Here is a 23,701-nt window from a genome sequence, read left to right as displayed (position 1 = left end):
TGCCGCAGGCGGGTTCGCCCCTAACGGGCGGGGTGTTTTTCGCTGAGATTCAGCGGTGGGGATTCGCCGTCTGCGGACGGCGGAGACGTTGCGGCGCCCGCCGCGGGGACGACGCCGTACCCACGGCGGTGGGCAAAAAGGAAGGGACACCTGCGGTTTCCCTTCCTCTTTGAACTCCTACCTTTCCCTTGCTTCCTAATCTGGCGCAGATTTCCTATATGTGACCGCTTCGACATGGGAAACGGCAGAGGATTTTTTCTTCCGTGTCTTTCGCAACCTATTCGCAATGTCAGATACCGTTCTGCTACACATGCGGTTTCATCTCCGCAGGCGCGACATGTCTGTGTCGCGCAACTCGTTTGCGCGTTGTTACGGACAGCACCTGCGAATTATAATTGATGTTAGACTTTACCTTATCGCACCCTACGGCATAAATCGTGCAAAGGATATAAGAAATAACACCCAATAAACCAAAAATGGAGAACGGAAAACCCTTACGGTAATTTTCCATTCTCCATTTTCCATTCTCAATTCTTCTCGATATCTCGAAACACATTCGGCAAATAAAGCTCGTGCTTCGGAATCTTCTCCCACGAAAACGCTTTGACGAGCTCCTTCGCGGAGACCGGCTCTGCGGTGTCGGTCAGTCCCGCGGCGCAGGCGAGTGCGCCGATGACCTGCTCGGGTGTGAATTTCTCCCGCAGAAGGCCGAGGTCGAGGTCCTCATCCCGCTTGGACAGACGGCGTCCGTCATGGTCGCACAGCAGCGGGATATGGATAAACCTGGGCGGCGTGAAGCCGAACAGCTCATACAGCCAGATCTGGCGCGGCGTACTGCCGATGAGATCGTGCCCGCGCACGACCTCGGTCACGCCGGACAGACCGTCATCCACCACGACCGCCAGCTGGTACGCGAACACGCCGTCCGACCGCCGGATGATGAAGTCGCCGCACTCCTCGGTGAGCGTTTCGGTGTACTCGCCGTACACGCCGTCCGTGAACGTGATGGTTCGCTCGGGCACGCGCACGCGCGTTGCAGGCGCACGCTTTCTGCGCTTTTCGGCCACCTGCTCGGGTGTTAAATCGCGGCAGGTTCCGGCGTAGACCACCCTGCCGTCCGACAGGTGCGGCGCGCTTGCGGCGTGCAGGGCCGCTCTCGAGCAGAAGCACGGGTACAGCAGACCTTTTTCGCGCAGAATCGCCTCGTATTTCTCATAAACAGCCGTGCGCTCGGACTGATACGGGATTTCGCCGTCCCAGTCCAACTCCAGCCACCGCAGGTCGTCGATGATAAGCTCCGCGAAGCTGCGCGGACAGCGCATTTCGTCCAGATCCTCAATCCGCAGCAGAAATTCGCCGTTCTGCTGCCGCGCACTCAGCCATGCCAGCAGCGCGCACAGCACGTTGCCGAGATGCATGCGGCCGCTCGGACTGGGTGCAAAACGTCCGATGGTGTGCATGTTTTTCACTCCTTATTGCTTTTTCTTTTTGGATTTCGGTGCCGGAAGTTCGTCATACATGGCACGCAGCAGCTTCTGCAGGAGGGCGGCATCGTCGGTTTTCGTCACCCGCAGCATGGGTTTTGCGCCGTCGTACGGAAATTCATAAGGCGCATCCGGAAGGCAGCTTATCGCAGCTTTGACCGGTTTGACCAGCAGGCGGTTATCATAAATTCCGCCGACGATTTTGCCGTTATAATAGAGTATGTACTCCCCCATCATGGCTCGATGCGTTACGCCGTCCAGTCCGGACAGACGGTCTAATATTTCCGCAAGAAATTCTTTTGTGGTTGCCATTATCGTCCTCTTTTCCACGGTTTCCCCGTCACATAGCCTTTTTGATACCAGTATTCGTCGTCAACGGGATTCATTTTGCGCTTTTTATGGAACAGGCGGTACATATAAAACAATCCCTTGACCTTCGCGCACGGCGTGACATTTCCGGCATTTTTCCGAATGGCAGAAACCGTTTTCTCCACCTTTTGCTCGATTTTGCGCATGAAATTCTCGGGCATGCTGCTCCAGTCATAGCCCCAGACGGCCTGCGTGATAACGTGCGTGCGGCCAACGCCCCAGTAGTTCATGCTGTCGCGCAAATCCCGGACGGTGGATTTCATGCCGCCGCCCGCCGCGGTCGTGATGATGAGCGCCTGCCTGCGCATCAGCGACAGGTCGGGACGGTGCACCAGCCAGCGGTACGCAAAGTGGTCGAGCAGGGTCTTGACCTGCCCCGGAATGTGGTAAACGTAGGTCGGCGCACAGAAAATGATCAGCTCGGAGTCGGCAATCGCGGCGATGAGCTTCTGCATGTATTCGTGCCCGCCGCACTTGTCCTCGCGGCCGTTCATGCATGCGTAGCAGCCCGCGCAGACATGCGGCATGTCCTGCGGCAGATAAAATTCGTGCAGCGTGCCGCCCGAAAGCAGCTTGCCAATCACCATCTGTGCAATGCCGTAGGTGGACGATTTGGTTTTCCGTTTGTGCGGATAGAGTATGGTTATGTTCATAGTGAACATCCTTTCTTGTGTAGAACAAATGACAGGATTAGGGATTTCCGTTTTGTGGGCGGACACGGTTCGCCCCTGCGGCTGCACAGGTGCAGATAATTGACGAGTGACACGCTCTCCGCTCTCACGCATCCTCCTGCCTTCAAACTCCCACCTTGTAATATTACCACATTCACCCTATGCTTTACAACTCCCCTGCTCTCTTGTATAATGTAGGCAAACGAGGTGATACACATGAAAAAACGAATGCTTGCGCTGCTGCTGGGTCTGCTCTGCACCGGACTGACGGCCTGCGGCAGCACGGACACCGCCGCAAAGGACGAAACGCCGTCCGCGCCGACCGTCGAGCAGCCCGAGCCGGAACCCACGCCGGAGGAGGTCCGCCGGACGGCGGCGGAGCAGTATGCGGACGGCTTGACGCTCGAGGAGCAGGTCGCGCAGATGTTCTTTGTGCGCTGTCCGGAGACCGATGCGGCGGCGCTGACGGCGCAGTACGACATCGGCGGTTATCTGCTGTTTGCGCGCGATTTTGACGGCCAGACCAAAGAATCCGTCGCAAATACCATCGCAGCCTACCAGAATGCCGCAAAAACGCCCATGCTCATCGGCGCGGACGAGGAAGGCGGCACGGTCGTGCGCGTCAGCTCCAACCCGAATCTGCGCGGCACGAAATTCCAGTCACCGCAGGCGCTGTACCGCGAGGGCGGCTTTGACCGCATCACGAGCGACACCGCCGAGAAGGACGCGCTGCTGCGCGATTTGGGTATCAATGTTAATTTTGCGCCCGTGTGCGACGTTTCGACCGACCCGAGCGATTTCATTTACGCGCGCAGCTTCGGCAAAGACGCCGAGCAGACCGGCGCATACGTCCGCACAGTGGTCACGCAAATGGTCAGCGACAAGACCGGCATGGTGCTCAAGCACTTCCCCGGCTACGGCAATAACGCGGACACGCACACCGGCATCGCCATTGACGAGCGGCCGATGGACACCTTCCGGCAGTCGGATTTCCTGCCGTTTCAGGCGGGCATTGAGAGCGGGGCGCAGTCGGTTCTCGTCAGCCACAATGTGGTAAACTGCATGGACGCCGACCGGCCGGCGTCGCTCTCAGCCGAGGTGCACCGCATTCTCCGCGAGGAACTCGGCTTTGACGGCGTAATCCTGACAGACGACCTGATCATGGACGCCATCCGCGATTACACCGGCGGCGAAAACGCGGCGGTGCTTGCCGTACAGGCGGGCAATGATATGCTCACCTCGTCGGATTTCGTGACCCAGTATAACGCCGTGCTTGCTGCCGTACAGGACGGCACGATTCCCGAGTCGCAGATTCACGCTTCCGCCGTGCGCGTCATCGACTGGAAAATGCAGCTTGGACTGATTTCCTATGACGCGTAAACAACAGAGTCCCGGCCTTGTCGCTTGACAAAGCCGGGACTCTGCGCTATAATCTTAAGTACAAACGGCGGCCTGCTGGTAACGGGCGGTCGTTCCCCATAGTTAAGTGTTTGAGGAAACGCCGCTCCGGTTACGGGGCGGTTATTTCTTTATGTATCCTAAGATACCAAAGACGATCGTGGTGATCAACTGAAACAACAGCAGCGTTTCGGAAATTGACATCCAGATCACCTCCCTTTTTATCGAGGGAGGAACAACCTTTTTTCACCGTTTGCACTTTGATTATAGCATGTGTGTCATATTGTGTCAATCAACCGTCTTTTCAGGCGGTTTCAGCTTGTCGAAAAAGTCAGATTTCTATTTTGTGCTTCGTGCGACAGCACGCATAAAATAGAATTTGCGCAGCAAATTCATAAAAACCGGGGGCGTGTACCTCGGTTTTTATACAAGAGAAGAAAAAATGTGTCCGGAGGACGCGGTTTTTCTTCAGCATTCGATCGAAAGCGTGGTTTCGATCGAGAGGCTGCTCGAAAAACGATAGTTTTTCGACAGCCTCCAACCGTCTTTTCAGACGGTTTTTATTTTTTGCTGCAAGAGACGGACGCATGTATCCGTCTTTTTTCTGTCATAAAATGCAAAAAACCGCCCCAAAAGGCGGCTTATTAACAGATAAGGCATTTCAGCTTTTCGTATGTGCAGTAATCCTGCTGTACATCTTCTGTATAAAAGCGCGATGACCGCTCGTCTGAACCCCGAACGGTCATCATAATCTAATTATGGTGCGAGGGTCTGACTGCTGAACAGTGTCCTCTTGGGTATATTATACCCGAGCAGCCCCGGCTTTGTCAAGCGACAAGGCCGGGGTTTTGCTATGCAGACGAAGTGCATTCTCAATTCATCTCAATCGCAGATATTCTTTCCGATATCCGCGGTGGCGTACGCATTCTGCAGGGTTTTGCCGCGGGTGCCCGCCTGATACTCATAATACGCCTGACTGCCGATCATGGCGGCGTTATCGCCGCACAGCTGCAGCGGCGGCATAAACAGCTGGACGTGCTCACGCTTTGCCATCTCCTGCAGGGCCGCCCGCAGGAAGGAATTGGCTGCCACGCCGCCCGCACACACAACGCGCCGCGCATGCGTCTGCTTGACGGCCATCTCGAGCCGCGGCACGAGCGTATGTACGACAGCCGCGCAGAACGAGGCCGCAAGACCGTTCCGGTCGATGGTTTCGCCCTTCTGCTCGGCGTTGTGCGCCAGATTGATGACCGCCGTTTTGAGTCCCGAGAAGGAGAAATCCAGCGGCGCATCCTTGATGTGCGAATCCGGCAGCTTGTACATTTTCGGGTCGGCGTCCTGCGCCAGCTTGTCGATCTTCGGGCCGCCCGGATAGCCGACACCGAGCACGCGGGCAACTTTATCGAACGCCTCGCCTGCTGCATCGTCGCGTGTGCCGCCGAGGATTTCAAACTCGGTGTAGCTTTTCACCATCACGATCTCGCTGTGACCGCCGGACGCGATCAGTGTCAAAAACGGCGGTTTCAGCTCCGGATACGCCAGATAAGTAGCCGCAATGTGTCCTCGGATGTGGTGCACCGGAATGAACGGCTTGTTCATCGCAAACGCCAGCGACTTGCCGAAGTTCGCGCCGACGAGCAGCGCACCGATCAGTCCGGGCGCGCAGGTCGCGGCAACCGCGTCCACGTCGTGCTTGTCCATTTCCGCGTCCTTGAGCGCCTGCTCGGTCACGCGCACGACCGCCTCCATGTGCCGCCGAGACGCGATTTCCGGAACAACGCCGCCGTACAGCGCGTGCGTGGCAATCTGCGTGTCCACCACGCTCGACAGGATTTTTCGTCCGTCCTCGATGACGGCTGCCGCCGTTTCATCGCACGAGGACTCGATTGCAAGTATTTTCATGGTTAATCTCCTAAATTTTTCTCAAAGCACAGGCAGTTTTCCGCGCCCGCCGGACTGCCGTAGTACGGAATGACGCGATAGCCGAGCTTGGTGTACAGCGCCGCCGAATCCTCGGTCGTGCGGGCGGTCTCGAGGATGGCCTTGGTGAAGCCGTGCTTTGCCGCGTCCTGCTCGAGCGCCGCAATGACCGCGCCCGCAACGCCCTTTCGGCGGAACTCCGGCGCGATGTAAATGCGCTTGACCTCGAATATCCCCTCGTCGACCTTCTTCCACGCGCCGCAGCCTGCGGGCTTGCCGTCCTCGTACGCGACGATGCGGCAGTCAAACAGATGCGGCAGGTTGTACTTGGCGTAGCGCTTCTCCACCTCACCGACGAGCATGAAATAATACTCGTCCAGCTTGGCGGTCAGGTCGTGAAAATCCCTGTTTTCCGCGTCAACAAAGCGAAGCTCCAGCATGGCAAAATCCTCCTTCAAACCAGTGAAATCGTCATTAAAACCGCATTTTCTGTGGGATTGCTGTAAAAATTCTTCCGTTTTCCGACCGGCGCAAATCCGGCTCCGGTGTAGAGCGCTATCGCCGGTGCATTGCTCTCGCGCACCTCGAGCGTCACAAACGCCAGCTTGTTTTCTCCGGCTTTCGCTGTCAGCTCGGCAATCAGCGCCCGCGCGATGCCCTGCCGCCGGAAGTCGGGCGACACGGCAACATTGGTAATATACCCCTCATCGAGCACAGTCTGGCAGCCGACGTAACCCGCCGTTCTGCCGTCCTGCTCCGCTACGAGAAAGATGCCCTTGCCCAGCTCCTCGCGCAGCATGTTCTCGCTCCACGGCGCGTGAAAGCACGCGCGCTCGATCTCCGCCAGCGCCGCGAGATGGCGCTCCTGCATCACGACAATGTTCATCGGCTCAGGCTCTCGATGACCGCCTGCACGCCCTTGTCGATCTCGGCGGCAGACCGGCGGTAGGTGGCGAGATCGCCGCCGAACGGGTCGGAAATGTCCTCGGGCAGCAGTGTGAAAATCTTGTCCGCGCAGTCCGGGAACAGTTCGCACAGGCGGTCGTAGTGCGAGCCGGTCATGCAGACCAGATACTTCGCGCCGCGCGCCATCTCGGCGGTCAGCTGCTGCGAACGGTGCGCCGAAATATCCGCGCCGCGTTCTCCGGCTGCGGCAACCGCGTTCGCGGAAGCCGGAAGGCCGTTTTCGGTGTATAATCCGGCAGAAGCCGCCGTTAAACCGGTCTTTTCCTCGCCGTTATGTGCGCGGAATAAGCCTTCCGCCATCGGGGAACGGCAGGTGTTGCCGGTGCAAAGAAAAATTATGGTGTCCATTTTATCCCTTCTCTAATTCGGAATCTGTTTCGTAGGGCGGGGCAGCAAATTATTTCGCATCGTACCAGCTGTGCCCCGCCTTGGCCTCTGCCACGAGCGGAGCATCCATCCGGAATGCGTTCTCCATCTCCTCGGTGAGCAGGTGCATAGCGGTTTCCTGCTCGTCCTTTGGTGCCTCGAGGATGAGTTCGTCATGCACCTGGAGAATCAATCGGCTCTGCAGACCGTCTCTCAGCAGGCGATCGCGGACGCGTACCATGGCGATTTTGATGATATCCGCGGCGGTGCCCTGAATCGGGGTATTCATCGCAACACGCTCACCGAACGAGCGCATATTGAAGTTCTTGCTCTTCAGTTCGGGCAGCGCGCGGCGGCGGCCGAACAGGGTCGTAACGTAGCCCTGCTCCCTGCCGGTCTGCTTGATGTCCTCCATATATTTTTTAACGCCCGGATAGGTGTCAAGGTAGGTCTTGATAAACTCGCCCGCCTCTTTGCGCGTCACGCCGATGTCCTGCGCGAGCGAGAAATCCGAGATGCCGTACACGATGCCGAAGTTGACCGCCTTGCACGAGGAGCGCATCTGCGGCGTGACCTCCTCAAGCGGCACATGGTAGACCTTGGCAGCCGTCGCGGCGTGAATATCCTGCCCGTGCTTGAAGGCTTCGATCATGTGCTCGTCCTGCGAGATATGCGCGAGCACGCGCAGCTCAATCTGCGAATAATCCGCGTCGATCAGGACGTGATTTTCGTCCGGTGCGACAAACATGCGGCGCAGTTCGCGGCCAAGCTCGGTGCGGACCGGAATATTCTGCAGGTTCGGGTCGGTCGAGGACAGACGTCCGGTGGCGGTCACGGTCTGCTGAAAATGCGTGTGAATGCGTCCGTCCACCGGGCTGATGACCTTGAGAAGTCCCTCAACGTAGGTGCTTTTCAGCTTGGTCAGCTTGCGGTACTCAAGGATGCGCGGCACGATCGGGTGGTCCTCCGCGATACGCTCAAGCACCTCAACGTTGGTGGAATAGCCTGTTTTTGTCTTTTTCGGGGCGTGCAGGCCGAGTTTCTCGAACAGCACCTCACCCAACTGCTTGGGACTGTTGATGTTGAACTCGCCGTCCGCGTCATGATAAATCTGCTCGGTCAGGTCGCGGATACGCACGTCCAGCTTGTCACCGAAGGCACGCAGCTCGTCCGGCTCAACTGCACAGCCCGCCGCTTCCATCTCAGCCAGCACGCGCAGAAGCGGCAGCTCGATTTCATAGTACAGCTTTCTCATGCCGCACTGCTCGATCCGGTCAGCCGCCTCGGCGTAAATGGCGCGCAGCGCACCGACATGCTGCGCCACGGCCTTCTCGGTGTCCTCCTGACCGCCGAGGAGTGAAACCGCCGCCGGATCGTCCAGATCCAGCTCCGGCAGCTCGGCATTGCAGTACGCGAGCGCAAGGCGCGGCAGGTCGTAGCCGGACTGGGTCGGGTCGAGCAGATACGCTGCGATGGCGGTGTCAAACACGATGCCCTTCGGGTCCATACCGCGCTGCAGCAGTGCCCGCACGGTGGCCTTCGCATCGTGCAGCACGAGGGACAGCGTGCCGTCGAACAGGCGGCACAGAATGTCGTTCCACGCGTCACCGAACGCCTCCGCGAACAGGATGTGCGCCGTGTCGCCGTCCAGCAGGCAAACTGCACCTAAGGTTTCCGGCACGATGGCGTACACGCGGTCGCAGTCGGTCAGCGAATCCATTAAGTTGAACGCTTCGAGCACATTCTGGGCTCGTTCTGTTTTCAGCTCCGGCAGACGCGGTGCGGACACGCTCTCCCCCGAAAGGTCAAAACGCTTGATGAAGTTCTTGAACTCCAGCCGGGTCAGCAGGTCGTAGAGCGCGGTCTCGTCGATGTCCTGCGCGGGCAGGTGCTCCACATCGAGGTCGAGCGGCACGCTGCGGTCGATGGTGGCAAGCCAGTAGCTGTCCTTCGCGGACTGCTCGCCGTTCTGCAGCTTGGTGCGCGCACCCTTTTTGATGCGCTCGTCGTCGATATTCGCGTACACGCCCTCGAGCGTGCCGAAGTCGTGCAGCAGCTGCATGGCGGTCTTTTCACCGATACCGGGCACGCCCGGAATATTGTCCGACGAATCGCCCATGAGCGCCTTGAGATCAATCAGGCGAATCGGGTCGAAGCCGTATTTCTCGCGGAAAGCGGCGGTGTCGTAGGTCTGATAGGTGGTCTGCCCCATGCGGGTGGAGACCAGCATAACGGTCGTGCCGCCGCCGACCAGCTGCAGGCTGTCTCGGTCACCGGTTACGACCACGCAGGTGTCGCCGTGCTCGTCCGCACGGCGGCTGATCGTGCCGAGCAGGTCATCCGCCTCGTAGCCCGCCTTTTCGCAGCGCGTTACACCGAGGGCATCGAGCACCTGCTTTGTAATCGGCAGCTGCGCCGCCAGTTCATCCGGCATGCCCTTGCGGGTGGCCTTGTAGGTGTCGAATTTGAGGTGGCGGAAGGTTTTCTCCTTCACGTCAAAGCAGACGATGGTGCGGTCGGGCTGCTCCTCGTCCTGCAGTTTGAACAGCGTAGCCAGAAAGCCGTAAACCGCGTTGGTGGGCAGTCCCTCGTGGTTGGTCAGCTGCCGGATGCCGTAGAACGCGCGGTTCAATATGCTGTTGCCGTCTATCACCATGATTTTCATGTGTATTTTCCTCGCTCATTGATACATTATATATAGTATACCACATTTTCGTTTATCCTGCCACTGCTTCAAGCGCCATCCGCATCGCGCCGATGAGCGCCAGATGGGCGGGATAGTAAATATAGAAAAAGTGCTTCATTTTCCATTTACCGCGCTCATTGCCGAGCAGCAAAATCGGGAAGATCGCCAGCACGCAGAAGCGCTGCAAGCCGCCCATCACACCGGCAAGCGCCAGCAGACCGATCGCAAAACCGAGCCGCTCGCCGATGACCGGCGGAATGCCGGCGAACACGCGCTCCCAGAATAGCCGCCCGATTTCCGCGTACAGCGGCAGCAGCACGCCAGCGAAGCCGTAGTCGATGTAGACCGTCCGGCACAGCAGGTAAAATACGGCGGCAAGCGCGGCTGTCAATGCCAGAAAGCGCAGTTTTCCGCTGCTTTTCCACGCCTCCATACCGTACAGCAGCAGAATGGACAGGCTCAGCGTGATAAGCGCGTTGCCGTAGAAGCTGCCGAACGACAGGAACGCGATAACGCACACTGCGCCGCACGCGAACACGCTGCCGAAGTATCGGGCTTTGTTCCGCGTATAGCGGCAGCCCTCTGCAATGCAGTAGGAGAACAGTGGAAACGCCAGCCGTCCGATTACGCGCAGCCACACCGCCTGCGGAAAAAATGCCGCGCCGATATGATCGAGCGTCATGCACACCATGGCGAGAATCTTCAGTTGGTTCTTGGTCAGCTGTTTCACGCGCATTCGCCACCTTTATGTATCAATTATAGCACGCCGAGTGGGAAAGGCAAAGGGCGTTTTGCGCCGTACCCACGGCGGTGGGCAAAAAGGGTAGACACCTACGGTTTCTACCCTCTTTGAACACCCGTTTCCCTTGGAAGCCTACCTTGGGTGCAGATAGTAGACTTCGTAAGCAGGAAAAGGAGTACGGCAGAGGATTTTTTCTTCCGCGTGGTATCCGCATATTTGCATTTCGGCTATGTTACTGCTACACAGGCGGTTTACTCCACGCAGGCGCGGCATATCCGTGCCGCGCAATTCGTTAGCGCGTTATGATGGACAGGACCTGCGAGGATAAATTGCACCGAACGCCTAATCCGTAGGTGCTGTCCGCAAACTCCAGACTTACGAGTTGCGCGGCACGGATATGCCGCGCCTGCGCAGACCCAAATTGGATGTAGCAGTACGGCAGCCGAAATGCGGAAAGGTGTTATACCACGCGGTAGTAAAAATCCTCTGTCGTTCCCCTTTTCCTGCTTACGCAGTCTACCATCTGCACCCAAGCTATGATTACAAGGGAAACGGGTGTTCAAAGAGGGTAGAAACCGTAGGTGTCTACCCTTTTTGCCCTCTGCCGTGGGTACGGCAAACGCTCCCGCCGCCGCAGCGGCGGAATCCTTGCCCAGAATCGGCGAACCGCCTGCGCGGTTCGGGCACACCGCAAAAGCTCTGCCTGCGAATCCCTGTCCGAGCGTACGATCTTAACGCAAAAAACCGCCCCGCAAAGCGGGACGGTTTTAGAGAGGTGTTTACTTTTTCTTGTCCGGAGGCGCTGTGTGATGACAGCTGCCGCCGCAATGTGCGCAATCGCCGCCGCAGCCGCCGGACTTCTTGACGAAGACCGAACGAACCGCAAAGAACACGACAGCCACTACGATCAAAGCCAGAATTACATCACCAATACTCATGGTAAAAGCCTCCTTTCAAATACGGAAGGATCAGTTGGCGTCCACGCTCATGCGGCGCAGACCCTCGGTGGAGTCAGCCTTGGCCGGCTTGCGGAACAGCAGGAAGATGATCAGCGCGATGAACGCGATGGCAACGACCGTACCGACACCGAAGGTCAGCTCGCCGGTGATCAGACCGCCGATCTGATAAATGATGGTGGATACAACGTAAGCGTAAGCACACATGTAGCCGATTGCAAGTGCGGTCCACTTGCCGTTGTTCATCTCACGCTTGATGGCGCCCATTGCAGCGAAGCACGGTGCGCACAGCAGGTTGAACGCCATGAAGGCATACGCGCCGACCTGCGTGAAGTCAGCAGCCAGCTCGCCCCAGATTTCGGAGCCGTCCTCGGCAACCTCGCCGACGAAGTGATACAGCTGACCGAAGGTAGCGACAACATTCTCCTTTGCGACCAGACCGGAGATGGCGGCAACGGTGGATTTCCAGGTACCGAAGCCCGGCAGCGTAAAGATCGGAGCGATTACAGAGCCGATGCGCGCCATGATGGAGTTGTCGATATCGGATACCGCGCAGAACGCGCCGCCTTCCCAGCCGTAGCCGAGGGTGAACCACATAAAGATGGTGGACAGCAGGATAACGGTGCCTGCCTTCTTAATGAAGGAGGAGCCGCGCTCCCACATGGAGCGGAACACGTTGCCTGCGGTCGGAACGTGGTAGCTCGGCAGCTCCATGACGAACGGAGCCGGGTCGCCGGTGAAGATCTTGAACTTCTTGAGCATGATGCCCGAGATGATGATGGACAGCACGCCCAGAACGTAAGCGGAGAATGCGATGGTGCCGGAGCCGCCAAAGAACGCACCTGCGAACATTGCGATGATCGGCAGCTTAGCGCCGCACGGTACGAAGCAGGTGGTCATGATGGTCATACGGCGGTCGCGCTCCTGCTCAATGGTACGGGAAGCCATGACAGCCGGTACGCCGCAGCCGGAGCCGATCAGCATCGGGATGAAGGACTTGCCCGAAAGACCGAACTTGCGGAAGATACGGTCCATGATGAATGCAACACGCGCCATGTAACCGCAGTCCTCGAGGATAGCGAGGAAGAAGAACAGGATGAGCATCTGCGGAACGAAGCCCAGCACCGCGCCGACACCGGCAACGATACCGTCCATTACCAGGCTGTAAACCCAGCCATCCTCGTTAACGCCCATGGAAGCGAACAGCTTCTCCAGCAGCACCGGAATACCCGGCACCCATACACCGAAATCAGCCGGGTCCGGCTCCTCAGCGGTCATGGTCTCCTCGAAAGTTGCAAGAGTAACGTCCTCGGTGGTAACCTCACCGGAGTCCTCGTCCTCGAACTCGGCAGTGCCGACAACCGATGCAGCAGCCGGGTCTGCCTCGATGGCAGCAGCTGCGTCAGCGATGGCGGTCTCGTCAGCCTCCTCGGCCTCGAGCGCCTCGGTCAGAGCAGCGGTGTCGATGCCGGCCTCGTCAGCAGCCTCGAGCCATGCATCGCGGCGGGTGATCTGGTCGTCGTACTCAGCGGTTGCTTCCTCATAGTCGGCAGCGCCGATGGTGAACAGATGCCAGCCCTCACCGAACACACCGTCGTTCGCCCAGTCGGTGAAGATGCCGCCCGCGGTGGTTACGGAAACGTAGTAGACCAGCCACATGACCAGCGCGAAGATCGGCAGAGCGAGGATTCGGTTGGTAACAATGTGGTCGATCTTATCCGAGGTAGACAGGCCGGTCTTTTTCTTCTTTACGCAGTCCTTGACCAGCTTGCCAATGTACTGATAGCGTTCATCGGTGATGATGGACTCCGCGTCATCGTCAAGCTCCTCCTCAACAGCGGTGATGAGCTTCTCGATCTTGTCCTGCACGTCCTTGCCGAGGGTGAAGCGCGCCTGCACCTTGCTGTCGCGCTCGAACAGCTTGACAGCGAACCAGCGGCGCTGCGCCGGCTCGGTAACATCCGCGATCAGCTTCTCGATCTCGGTGACAGCGTTCTCGATGGTACCCTCGAACGCACGCTTTGCGGGTGCATTGCCTGCCTTTGCCGCCTTCTTGGCAGCCTCGACCAGCTCCTTGGTGCCCTCGCCCTTGATGGCTGCGGTCTCAACGACCGGCACGCCGAGCTCCTGCGACAGCTTCTTTACGTCGATCACGTCACCGCGCTTCTTGACGATATCCATCATGTTCAGCGCGATAACGACCGGAATGCCCATCTCGAGCAGCTGGGTGGTCAGGTACAGGTTGCGCTCGATGTTGGAAGCGTCCACCAGGTTCATGATGGCCTGCGGCTTCTCGTTTACGAGGTAATCACGCGCAACGACCTCCTCCAGCGTGTACGGAGAGAGGGAGTAGATACCCGGCAGGTCGGTGATCAGGACTTCCTTGTCGCCCTTGAACTTGCCTTCCTTCTTTTCCACGGTAACACCCGGCCAGTTGCCGACATACTGGGTCGCACCGGTCAGATCGTTAAACATCGTGGTCTTGCCGCAGTTCGGGTTGCCGGCAAGTGCCAAACGAATTGACATGTTTTTTCCCCTTTCTTGAAGTAGCAAACGCTAACTCCTATGTAAAAAAAATTTTTAACGCGTTTATGTGACTTGCTTTTGCTCTGCACCTTTTTGCAGGGGATATCGGTACGCCGACGCTTATGACAAGCACCGGCGCACCGTTTTTCTCCTCAAGGGAAGGTGCAAATGAGCAGCTTTAGTCTACAAGAATCATCTCGGCGTCTGCCTTGCGAAGCGACAGCTCGTAGCCGCGCACGGTAATCTCGACCGGATCGCCCAGCGGCGCTACCTTGCGGACGTAGATCTCCGCACCGCGGGTGATACCCATATCCATGATGCGGCGGCGGGTCGCACCCTCGCCCTCAATCTTGCGGACGGTTACGGTGGAGCCGACCGGCGTGTTTCTCAGATTGCTCATTTGCGTTTGCCCCCTTTGCAATTAAACCATAATGCGCGAAGCCATCTGCTCGGAGATTGCGACGCGCGCATCCTTCACGTTTACGATCACGTTGCCTGCCAGAGAAGACACAACAGTGACCTTTGCGCCCTCGACAAAGCCGAGATTCTGCAGGAACTTTCTCGTCTGGTCTTTTCCTCGAATGGTCTTTACGGTGGTCTCTACACCAACATCCATTAACGTAAGCGGCATAATGGTAATCCTCTCCTTTTCTGTAATCTCTGCGCGAAAAAAAGTGTTTTGTATCAGGTTAGACCGCTCTAACCTATTTATCATTTGAAGTTTACACCAGCTAACCTTTTGTGTCAATACGGAAAAAGCAAGTTTGTCAAAGCTAACTAATCTGCACAGAGTTTGCCGTGTCTAATTGTGCAGTATGCTGTCGCTAACTGTGGGCATCCTGCAGATAGGAGGAAGCCCGCGGCCATTGTTCCGGATGACCGCGGGCTCATGTTATGTTTTGACATACCGGGCAGTATGCCATGGGGTTTCCCCCGGGACAAGAAAGGATATTTGTATCATAACCGGTACCGTCGTATCGGTTACGACCATAAGAAATTGTTTCGGCGCTGCGCGCAGGTATGCACACGCCGCAAGAGAAAATCTAATTTAGAATGCTGCGAAGCCCTTGCCGAACTCCTTGCACTTTGCGATGCCGTCGTCGTCCGGGGTTTCGTTGATGATGAGGCCCTCATCGGTGTAGATGACAGCGTTTGCGTCGTTGGTACGCTGTACCCAGTCACGCATCCACTGGCCGTCGCCCCAGCCGTAGGAGCCGAACAGCGCAACCTTCAGGCCGGAAATCTTGCTCTCCAGCTCGGTGAAGAACGGGTCGAACTCGGTCTCCTCGAGAACCTCGGCACCCATAGCCGGGCAGCCGAGCGCGATCTTTGCGTACTTAACAGCGTCAGCCGGGGTGGTGTCCGCAACGTTCAGTACGTCAACCTCCATGCCGCCCTCGCGGATGCCGTCTGCAATCGCGTTTGCCATCTGCTCGGTGTTGCCGGTCTGGCTCCAGAAAATAACTGCTGCTTTGCTCATGATGATTTTGCTCCTTCGCATGTATTGTTCTATATTTGTAGTTCTATCGAGTTATGCTATGCTGCAAACACTTCGAAAAGGGTTTCGCCCTTGTCAACGCGTCTGGTCACGGCGTGGCATACCCGCGATAGGCGGTCAAACAGCCGGGATGCCGCTTCGGCATCGCCGTACACCTTCCAGAGACCGCTTAATTTGCAGCCCTTTCCGGCGTATCGAATAAAGCCCACAACGTCCTCAATCGGGTATCCGAGGAACAGTCCGATCTCGTGCGGAAAGTCCTTGGACATGGCGATGCGGCGCTTGAGATTGCGCAGCAGTACGTCGAGCGGCTGACCGACCGGGTACGCAAAGTGCCGTAGCACATGCTGCACCTGCGGGTCCGCCATGCGGCGTTCAAGCTGCGGCTTGCTGTATACCAGTAAGAGGAAGCGTGCGCTGCAGGCGCAGACGATCTCGAAGTGAATTTCTCGCGCTGAGAACGCATCGCGGTATTCCTTTAATCGCTGCGGCAGATCGGGATATAAATTCCGGTCGCACGACACCAGACTTGCCGGTTTGATGCCCGCCAGCGTGGGCGAGCAGTAGGTCGCTAAAAGTCGATCCAAGCCATTTTGCATTGCTGATGCACCTCCCGTTTACAGTATTTCCGGTCTGTACATTTGGTATGCGTTTTTCCCGAACAGCGCGGCTGCGGTTAGCCATTCAGCCGCGCAATACCTTAACGGTTTTGTTCGGAATGATGCGCAAAATACAGAGGAAGCTGTTTCTTTTATAACTATTCAGCACGTTCCCGTTCCGTGAGGAAGCGTGCCGGTCAACGGGGCGTATCAGTAAGCCTCGGCTAACCATGTATATAAGTTAGCATATCCTAACCAATATGTCAAGCACTTTTTCGAGAGAAATTTTCGGCTGAATCCCGGGCAGTTAGGTTTTGCTAACTATACCGTTCGGATAGACGTTTTCTCAGCGTGAGAATGGGCGTTTTGCCGCCTTTTCGGGCGGGAAAATTTTTTCGGGATTTCCCGGATTTTCTGCACCGACTGACCGGGGTGCACGAACTGCGTTAGCGTGTTCGCCCTGACGGGGCGGCTCTTTTTCTGCACCGGCTAAGCGGGGTGCGCGAACTGCGTCAGCGTGTTCGCCCCTAACGGGCGGCTCCTTTTCTGCATCGGCTGACCGGGGCACGCGAACTGCGTTAGCGTGTTCGCCCTGACGGGGCGGCTCCTTTTCTGCACCGGAAAGCCGGGGTGCGCGAACTGCGTTAGCGTGTTCGCCCTTTCCGGGCGGGGAGTTTTTCGCTGAACCTCAGCGGGGAGTGCGCCTACCCGGCGGGGGCACAAGAGGGTAGACACCTACGGTTTCCACCCTCTTGTGAATCACCCCTTTCCCTTGGATAGTCTGGCGCAGATTGCCGACATGTGACCGCTTCGAAAAGGAGTACGGCAGAGGATTTTTTCTTCCGTGTTTTTCGCAACCTGTTCGCAGGGTCAGATAGTGTTCTGCTACACAGGTCGGCTACTTCCAGCAGGCGCGGCATAGCAGTGCCGCGCGATCCTTTAGCGCGTTATTATAGACAGCACCTGCGAGGATAAATAGTATCAAACGCCTAATCCGTAGATGCCGTGCGGTATAACACGTTAAAGAGTTGCGCGGCACTGTCATGCCGCGCTTGCGCAGATGAAACCGTCTGTGTAGCAGTACACTGTCTGTGAACTGCGAAAAGGCGAAGAAAGACATGCTGTGGTAACCCGACTGCCGTTCCCCTATTTCGAAGCGGTCACATGTCGGCAATCTGCGCCAGACTAAGAAATAAAGGGAAACGGGAGTTAAGAGGGTAGAAACCGTAGGTGTCTACCCTCTTGCCCCGCCGCGGGGCGCGGCGAATCCCCGCGCTCCGCAGAGCGCAACTCCTCGCTTGATTTCAAGCGAAAAACTCCCCGCCCGTCAGGGGCGAACACGCTAACGCAGTTCGAGTACCCCGCTCAGTCTGTGCTAAAAAGGAGCCGCCCCGGATAGGGCGAACACGCTTGCGCAGTTCGCGTCCCCCGCTCAGCCGGTGCTGTAAAAGGAAAAGGGCATACCTTTCGGTACACCCTATGTATAAATTACTCCACTTCCACGCCGTTGATCCGCGCGGATTCATCCCCGGCAAGCGGAATGACAAGGCACTTCTGCCCTTCCACGACCTCGGTATGGACGTTTACGGCTCTCTCCTGCGGCATGCGCACGTCGATGACCGTGCCGGTCTCCCACGGAACATCGTCCTCGTCCGTGTCGGCGGCGTTTGCCGCCTGATGCGCCAGCTCCTGCTGCAGCACTGCCACCTTCTGCTCCAGGGCGGCGGTATGCGCCTTGACCGTGCCCTCCTCGACCAGACGGCTGTCCAGCACGTTATGCGCCTGCGGCGGCTGGTCACCGAACACCTGCTCATACGACTTCTCGATCTGTGCGCGCACCTCGTCCGGCACCTCGGCCTCGGTCGCCAGACCGGAAACCGCCTCGGCGGTCAGCTCGACCGGCGGCAGACTCTCGTCCTCCTCCCGCTCGGCCACCATCGCGCTGATGGTCTTCTGCATCTGGAAGAACGCCGCGTCCGCCTGCTCCTCATCCTCACCGAAGGCGTCGTGCACCACGTTCTTGAACGCCAGCTTGTCCTCGGCAGCCGTGCGCTGCGCGACACAGCCGAGCACGTTCTCGATGAACTCCGGATGAGAGGGACGGCCGGTCTTGACGTAGTACATCACGGCGTTGACATCGCTGCCGCGGTTTGCAAACGCCGGGTACACAAAGCCGAGGTCGGGCAGACCGACAACCCAGTCGCGCTCCCGCGCACCGATGCGGTTTTCGTCCTCCTTATAGCCGAGCGCAGGCTTCGCCAGCTCGACCGGGCAGACCGCGCACACGCAGTACGCATACAGCTCGGTGGACTCGTCCTGGTCCTCGCCCGAGGTGGCCTTGCTCGGCACGTCGTACACATCGTGGTAAACCACGATCAGGTAGTTGCCCGGGTAGCTGTACTCCTCGATCACCTGCTCGTACAGGCGGTCAAGCAGCTCCTCGTTCGCCAGCTTGCTGTCCTTGAGCGTCAGCAGGTATTTCTGGTGCTCGATGCCGCTGTCGCTGCGGTCAAACTCCAGTTCCAGCAGGTTTGCGCCGAGCGTGCCGCTGAACGTCTTTTTGGCGATCTCGAGGTACTTGTAGTATTCATCCTCTTCCAGTTCGGAAAACTGCTCGGTGAACTTTGTCACGATCTGCTTGCCGCTGTTGACGTAGCAGCCGCACAGACGCCCGAACGTGCATTCGGTCTTTTTCAAACGGCGGCGCAGCTCCTGCACATCGCCCTTGGTGATATTCATAGGTTTCGCTCCTTAGCGTGTGGATTCGGTATATACAAGTATACGGCATTTTCCATGCAAAAGGCAAGCATTTTCACACAAAAAGCGGCCGACCGGGTAAGGTCAGCCGCAAATTGACAGGTTTTGCGCCTGTGTGATATACTTAGTTTACGGAAACGCTGTTGCACACGCAGTGAGCAATCACTGCAGGCGGTCAGATCTTCTTCTTCCCTACGGTCTGTAGGCGGAAGAAGGTGCTGCGCATGAGGAAGAAAGCCTTTGAGCTTTTTATCTGTGCGGTCATTGTACTGTACATGTTCCTTATAAATGCGCGATGACCGCTTGGGTAGCCTCCAAACGGTCATCGTCCAAAAAACCTTGATTTGTTGTAAGGTCTGACCGCTGTACACAGCGTTTCCCTTTAATAAAATTATACCACACTCCCGCGCAAAGTCAAGCGCGGGAGCATTTTTATACCTGCTCTGCGCTTTCACTCTGCCGGCTCTCTCCCGGAGCGTTCCCTGCGTCCTGCGGCGGCTGCACCCTCACCTCAGGCGGGTTTCTCTTATCGCCGGACTGCCGAAACCGATCGTCAATATGCTCACGGAGCCGTTCGGCGTGGCCGCTGCTGCGCGAGGTCACGGTGATGCTGACGCGCTCGCCTTCCTTTGCTTCCTGCCGGACGGTATGCTCCACCGCCTTATCAATGTGTGCAAACCGCGGAATTTTGCCGTCCGGCGGCTGCTCCTTGCCGGAAACGCGGGTGCCGAGCACCTGATCGAACCGGTTTACCGTGTACTCCACGCTGTCCGTGCCGCCCACGACGCTGACGCTGGCATACGGCTCATACGCGGCGTACACGCCGGTGGTCGCCATGCCGCACAGGACAGCCACACACGCCGCCCAGGTCAGCGGCTTTTTCCAATGTCTGCGGTGCTTCGCCGGAATCCGAATCTCCTGTCCGACTGCTCTGTTCTTCGCGTCTACAAGGTGAACCGTGCCGTCCTCCGCGAGTGCGGCGGCCTTTCCCGCTCGAATATCCGTAATTATCGCACGCATTGCTCTGCCTCCTTGCGCATGGTCTGCAGATAGGTGCAGAGGATGGGGTAATCGCCGTCGATGAGCAGCGCCGCCGCTACAATGTAATCCCGGTGACGGGTGAGCGTCCGCGCGGACACGCCGCACTGCTGCGCCAGTGCCTTGATCGGCAGGCTGTGCGCGCTCTGCATGGACGCGAACAGCACCGGCGAATGCAGCAGCGTGCCGACCGCCACGGCACAGCTGCGGCGCGTCTTGTCCGACTTGGGCGAGCTTGCCGCTAAATCATAAAACGCGAACCCATACTTCTCAAACACCGTGTTTGCCGCCTCGATTTCGTCCTGTGCGCTGACCGGCTTTGCTTCGCTCATCTGCTCCGCGACCGCCTGCTGCATGGCGGCGTCCGCGCTCTCGCAGTCCACCGTGCCGTCGAACGTCTGCGGGGCAAGCGGCGTTTCCGCGTCAAACCGGTGCTGACTGCGGTAATGGTCGGCAAGGCGTCTGCCAATCACAAGCGACGCATACGCGCCGAACGGCCCGCTTGCCGGGTCGTAGCCCTTGATGGCTTCGTAGAAGGCCAGCAGCGCGACCGAGTATTCATCGTCGCTTCGCGTGACCGCAAAGCCTGCATGCCTGCTCGCGCACCGGAGAACAAATGCCTCGTGTGCCTCAATGAACCGCTCCAAAAACGGCTCGTCCGTCCGTGCGCGGACTGCCTGTATGCTCGTCTGCATGCCGCCGCCTCCCTTCCTTTGATATGAGACTATACCGCTATGTGGTATAGTCTTATACTATATTTGCTGTGTGTTGAAACGGTGTACCGACTGTTACCGTTCTGCGTAGACTTCCGTATGTTTTGAAGGACAAAAACAGCACCGCAGAATGCAAACTGCGGTGCTCTTTCATTCGTTCAGGCTGTTGCTTTCTCGTTCTCTTCGCGCGTTAGCGCGCATTCAATAGGATTGCATTGCAATCCATAAAAACGGGGAGCATGTATCAGCGCAGCGCGGTCAAGAAACCGCGCAAGGATAGCGCAAATTTTTATACTTCCGGAGGGAGAAAGTTTCAACCAACGGGCGGAACTTTCGGACGACTTTGGAACGGCCCACGGTCCGTTCCTACTTGTCGGCGAAACTGTAGTTTCGCGACAGTCAGAGTGCAGCGAACCGCTGCAGCATTGCCGCGCACTCCGCGCACTCCGCGCGGGTTGCCGTAGCCTTGGGAGCGAGTGTCGAGGACGTTTTACCGGTCAGAATACCGTTCTTGACGCACCACTGCACCGCCTTTTCCGCATACGTGGAAACCGAGCCTGCGTCCGTGTAGGCAGACAGGTCCGCCGCGCCGTCCGGCTCACCGGCATAGCGGTACAGCATGGCGGCAAGCTGCTCACGGGTGATATTAGGGAAAGGTAGGAGTCCAAAGAGGAAGGGAAACCGCAGGTGTCCCTTCCTTTTTGCCCACTGCCGTGGGTACGGCGTCATCCCCGTGGCAAGTGCCGCACTCCCCCGCTGTGGTTCAGCGCCGCAAAAACAAAAACACCGCAGACCCCCCAGTCCGCGGTGTTCTGTTTTATTCCATTTCGTCAAGGACGGAAAACGCGGCAAGCTGCTCGGTATTGTCCTCGTTATACTCAATCTCGCGCGAGTACGCCTTGCAGATGCAGATCTGCGCCCAGTGCGTGACCTCGCCCTTGGTGAGCCACTCGTACACATCGAGCAGCTGAATGACCGCCGTGCTCACGAGCGCCAGCTGCACCTTGTCCTGCACGGCGTCGTCCCCGAGCGCCTTCATAAAGTGTCGGTACAGGAAGTACGTCAGCAGGTTATCGTATTCCTGGCGTTTGCCCTGATACGCCTGCCAAAACGCCTCTCTGCGTGCGATAATCTCCGGCAGACGCGCCTTTGCGCCGGTCAGCAGCGTGCGCCAGTCGTCCTTGTTGATCTCAAAGCCGAGCAGCAGCTCGAGCAGGCTCGTAAGCGTGCTCTCCCGCCAGAACGCCTGCGACCACGAAACCGTGTCCTCGTCCGTCTCGTCTGCATCCTCGTCCTCCCCCTCGGGGAACGGGAACAGCAGGTCGTCGTACTGCTCCTGCTGCGCCTTTGCCGTGCGGTAGAGCCTGTCGGCCTTGTCATCGAACGGCGCGTCCTCGCACGCCAGCCGGAACAGCGCATCGCGCATGGAAAACAGCACGTTCTCGAGTTCGGTTTCGGCCTCCGTGCCGGTTTCGGATACGCCGTCCGCCTCGGTCACGTCAAACGCCGGTGCGCCGGTCTGCGCGAGTATCAATTCGGCGGCAGCCTCACAGCACAAGCCGAGACCGTCCTCGCGGCCATCCGAAAACCACTCGTAATACCGCGGGTGGTCGGTGCAGATCTGCGCCATTTTGTCCTCGCCTAAGTGAAGCAGCACTTCGCACAGGTTGCAGTCGTTCAGCAGCGGACACCGCTCCTCGGCGTCCAGACGAAAATGCGCCGGCTCCCCGGTCTGCGCGTCCGCAGGCGCAATGCTCGCGCGCAAACGCTCGCCAAAATCGCCGGGAACGGTCTCGTAGTACGCAAGGGAATCCTCGTCTACGTCAATCTCCCAGCCGATACAGCAGTTTTCCGTGCAGTCCGAGCCGATGCACCGGAATGCCTTGTAATACGCAGGACGGCGAATGTAGCCCATCCTAATCACCTCTCTTGTCTGTCTCATTATAGCAGACACGGGCGCGGTTGAAAAGGGTTATGACGGCACCGCCTTCTCCCTTGTGTACCGCTTGACCCGCTCGTACCATTCCCGATCGAACGCGGACAGCTGTTCGCTCGACGGCCCGATTGCAGGCTGCGCCGGTGCGGGCTTTGCCCGTTTCTGCATATCCTCAGCGGTGAGAATGCCGTCACGCTCGCAGTTCTGCAGCAGCGTGCGGAAATACCCTGCCGGATTGCGCGGTGCATTCTCAGCCGTCTGTCGGGCGGTATCTAAGAACACCTCACGTTGCATCCCCTTGTTCTGCAGCCTGCGCAGCTCCAGACAGAAATTATGGTCAAACTTACAATTCAGTTTTTCTTCCAGTTCGGTCGTCAGACCAGAATCAGCCGTAACTGCTTTCTCTTCTCTGGTCTGCTCTGCTCTACTGTCCTCTACTGTTCTCTGCTCTACTGTTCTCTGCTCTTCTCTGCTCTGTGTACTTTCTTGGCGAGAAATACCGATTTCTTGGCGAGAAATGCCCTTTTCTTGGCGAGAAATAAAGGAGCGCAGAATAAAAGCCTTGCCACTTGGGTTTTTCTCCCTCATTTCGTCCTCGGAGAGCAGCCAAATGTCAAAGTTGATCTGCTGGGCATTTCGTCCTAAGGTTGCGATGAAATACCCCATCTGTATTCTTTTGGATGTGAGAAAACCGCGTTCATATAATGCAGCATGGAACAAGCCGCTTGCCACCAGCTGATCGACTACGGCGGCCAGTGTTTCGATCGTCACGTTTTCCAGTCCGGCGGTGTACTCGCGGAGCTGCCACAGCGTGTCCTCGCGGCCCTCGCCGCTGTAGGCGATGTAGTAGCCCTTGTCGCCGTAGGCAATGTCGAGCAGGCATTCGTACACATACGGCCCGAGCACGCCGAATTTCTGCCGTGCGGCTCTCAGCTTCGGGTCACGGTACAGGCCGATGTCGCGCGGCCACCAGTCCAATCCAACTTTTCTGTTTCTGCCCATGTGAGCACCTCCCTTTACCCTACCGCCGGAACGGATAAAAAATTGACCGCAAATGGTCAACTCCGAAAAAAATA

At 57.8% G+C, this 23,701-nt stretch carries 22 protein-coding genes; 1 reads left to right on the top strand and 21 read right to left on the bottom strand.

The features are described from left to right. Nucleotides 1-527: 527 nt before the first annotated feature. Genes gluQRS through ACWVX6_RS07320 form a run of 3 tightly spaced genes read right to left on the bottom strand, consistent with a single transcriptional unit; the run spans nt 528 to nt 2,506 of the window. Nucleotides 528-1,460, bottom strand: a complete 933-nt coding sequence (gene gluQRS / locus ACWVX6_RS07330) for a tRNA glutamyl-Q(34) synthetase GluQRS (RefSeq protein ID WP_455152786.1) — start codon at nt 1,458-1,460, stop codon at nt 528-530. A 12-nt stretch (nt 1,461-1,472) separates the two neighbouring features. Next, the gene (locus ACWVX6_RS07325; protein WP_417415834.1) at nt 1,473-1,796 is read right to left on the bottom strand and encodes a TfoX/Sxy family protein; all 324 of its coding nucleotides are present in this window, start codon (nt 1,794-1,796) and stop codon (nt 1,473-1,475) included. Then, nucleotides 1,796-2,506: a flavodoxin family protein gene (locus tag ACWVX6_RS07320; protein ID WP_455152785.1), complete on the bottom strand. Its 711-nt coding sequence runs from the start codon at nt 2,504-2,506 to the stop codon at nt 1,796-1,798. The genes ACWVX6_RS07325 and ACWVX6_RS07320 overlap by 1 nt, the downstream gene beginning before the upstream one ends. Before the next feature lie 234 nt (nt 2,507-2,740). On the opposite strand from ACWVX6_RS07320, the gene ACWVX6_RS07315 reads away from it, so the two are divergent. After that, the gene (locus ACWVX6_RS07315; protein WP_455152784.1) at nt 2,741-3,904 is read left to right on the top strand and encodes a glycoside hydrolase family 3 protein; all 1,164 of its coding nucleotides are present in this window, start codon (nt 2,741-2,743) and stop codon (nt 3,902-3,904) included. A gap of 900 nt (nt 3,905-4,804) precedes the next feature. On the opposite strand, the gene tsaD is transcribed toward ACWVX6_RS07315, so the two are convergent. The 18 genes from tsaD to ACWVX6_RS07225 all read right to left on the bottom strand — a co-directional run bounded on the left by tsaD (nt 4,805) and on the right by ACWVX6_RS07225 (nt 23,627). After that, nucleotides 4,805-5,824 (bottom strand): tRNA (adenosine(37)-N6)-threonylcarbamoyltransferase complex transferase subunit TsaD, encoded by a 1,020-nt coding sequence (tsaD, locus tag ACWVX6_RS07310; protein WP_455152783.1) that lies wholly within the window; start codon nt 5,822-5,824, stop codon nt 4,805-4,807. A gap of 2 nt (nt 5,825-5,826) precedes the next feature. Continuing rightward, complete coding sequence (locus tag ACWVX6_RS07305; RefSeq protein WP_455152782.1) at nt 5,827-6,282, bottom strand: GNAT family N-acetyltransferase; 456 nt, start codon at nt 6,280-6,282, stop codon at nt 5,827-5,829. 14 nt (nt 6,283-6,296) lie between these two features. Further along, nucleotides 6,297-6,728 (bottom strand): ribosomal protein S18-alanine N-acetyltransferase, encoded by a 432-nt coding sequence (gene rimI, locus ACWVX6_RS07300; protein ID WP_455152781.1) that lies wholly within the window; start codon nt 6,726-6,728, stop codon nt 6,297-6,299. Further along, on the bottom strand, nt 6,725-7,156 hold the full coding sequence (locus ACWVX6_RS07295) for a low molecular weight protein arginine phosphatase (protein WP_455152780.1): 432 nt from the start codon (nt 7,154-7,156) through the stop codon (nt 6,725-6,727). The genes rimI and ACWVX6_RS07295 overlap by 4 nt, the downstream gene beginning before the upstream one ends. Before the next feature lie 49 nt (nt 7,157-7,205). Continuing rightward, nucleotides 7,206-9,839 (bottom strand): DNA polymerase I, encoded by a 2,634-nt coding sequence (polA, locus tag ACWVX6_RS07290; protein WP_455152779.1) that lies wholly within the window; start codon nt 9,837-9,839, stop codon nt 7,206-7,208. A gap of 52 nt (nt 9,840-9,891) precedes the next feature. Then, nucleotides 9,892-10,590: a TraX family protein gene (locus tag ACWVX6_RS07285; protein WP_455152778.1), complete on the bottom strand. Its 699-nt coding sequence runs from the start codon at nt 10,588-10,590 to the stop codon at nt 9,892-9,894. A gap of 791 nt (nt 10,591-11,381) precedes the next feature. Beyond that, on the bottom strand, nt 11,382-11,540 hold the full coding sequence (locus ACWVX6_RS07280; RefSeq protein ID WP_243022106.1) for a FeoB-associated Cys-rich membrane protein: 159 nt from the start codon (nt 11,538-11,540) through the stop codon (nt 11,382-11,384). Between the two features lie 30 nt (nt 11,541-11,570). Then, nucleotides 11,571-14,084, bottom strand: coding sequence for a ferrous iron transporter B (gene feoB, locus ACWVX6_RS07275; RefSeq protein WP_455152777.1), 2,514 nt, complete (start codon nt 14,082-14,084; stop codon nt 11,571-11,573). A 178-nt stretch (nt 14,085-14,262) separates the two neighbouring features. Then, nucleotides 14,263-14,484 (bottom strand): FeoA family protein, encoded by a 222-nt coding sequence (locus ACWVX6_RS07270; RefSeq protein ID WP_186968835.1) that lies wholly within the window; start codon nt 14,482-14,484, stop codon nt 14,263-14,265. 21 nt (nt 14,485-14,505) lie between these two features. Next, on the bottom strand, nt 14,506-14,715 hold the full coding sequence (locus ACWVX6_RS07265) for a FeoA family protein (RefSeq protein ID WP_188885631.1): 210 nt from the start codon (nt 14,713-14,715) through the stop codon (nt 14,506-14,508). Between the two features lie 417 nt (nt 14,716-15,132). Continuing rightward, nucleotides 15,133-15,564 (bottom strand): flavodoxin, encoded by a 432-nt coding sequence (locus ACWVX6_RS07260; RefSeq protein ID WP_227109984.1) that lies wholly within the window; start codon nt 15,562-15,564, stop codon nt 15,133-15,135. A gap of 56 nt (nt 15,565-15,620) precedes the next feature. Next, nucleotides 15,621-16,181 carry a DUF3793 family protein gene (locus ACWVX6_RS07255; protein WP_455152776.1) on the bottom strand — a complete coding sequence of 187 codons (561 nt, stop codon included), beginning with the start codon at nt 16,179-16,181 and terminating at the stop codon, nt 15,621-15,623. Between the two features lie 1,488 nt (nt 16,182-17,669). Further along, nucleotides 17,670-18,920 (bottom strand): DUF4317 domain-containing protein, encoded by a 1,251-nt coding sequence (locus ACWVX6_RS07250; protein ID WP_118478484.1) that lies wholly within the window; start codon nt 18,918-18,920, stop codon nt 17,670-17,672. 450 nt (nt 18,921-19,370) lie between these two features. Then, nucleotides 19,371-19,958, bottom strand: coding sequence for a hypothetical protein (locus ACWVX6_RS07245; protein WP_455152775.1), 588 nt, complete (start codon nt 19,956-19,958; stop codon nt 19,371-19,373). Further along, nucleotides 19,946-20,671 carry a sigma factor gene (locus ACWVX6_RS07240; protein WP_455152774.1) on the bottom strand — a complete coding sequence of 242 codons (726 nt, stop codon included), beginning with the start codon at nt 20,669-20,671 and terminating at the stop codon, nt 19,946-19,948. The genes ACWVX6_RS07245 and ACWVX6_RS07240 overlap by 13 nt, the downstream gene beginning before the upstream one ends. 417 nt (nt 20,672-21,088) lie before the next feature. Next, nucleotides 21,089-21,310: an S-layer homology domain-containing protein gene (locus tag ACWVX6_RS07235; protein WP_455152773.1), complete on the bottom strand. Its 222-nt coding sequence runs from the start codon at nt 21,308-21,310 to the stop codon at nt 21,089-21,091. 196 nt (nt 21,311-21,506) lie between these two features. After that, nucleotides 21,507-22,604, bottom strand: coding sequence for a flagellin lysine-N-methylase (fliB, locus tag ACWVX6_RS07230; RefSeq protein WP_455152772.1), 1,098 nt, complete (start codon nt 22,602-22,604; stop codon nt 21,507-21,509). 57 nt (nt 22,605-22,661) lie between these two features. Beyond that, nucleotides 22,662-23,627: a DUF4373 domain-containing protein gene (locus tag ACWVX6_RS07225; protein WP_455152771.1), complete on the bottom strand. Its 966-nt coding sequence runs from the start codon at nt 23,625-23,627 to the stop codon at nt 22,662-22,664. Between the last annotated feature and the right edge of the window lie 74 nt (nt 23,628-23,701).

The sequence above is a fragment of the Butyricicoccus sp. genome (assembly GCF_977037065.1).
Note: the sequence above shows the minus strand (reverse complement) of the source record. Positions and strands in the feature narration are given on the sequence as shown.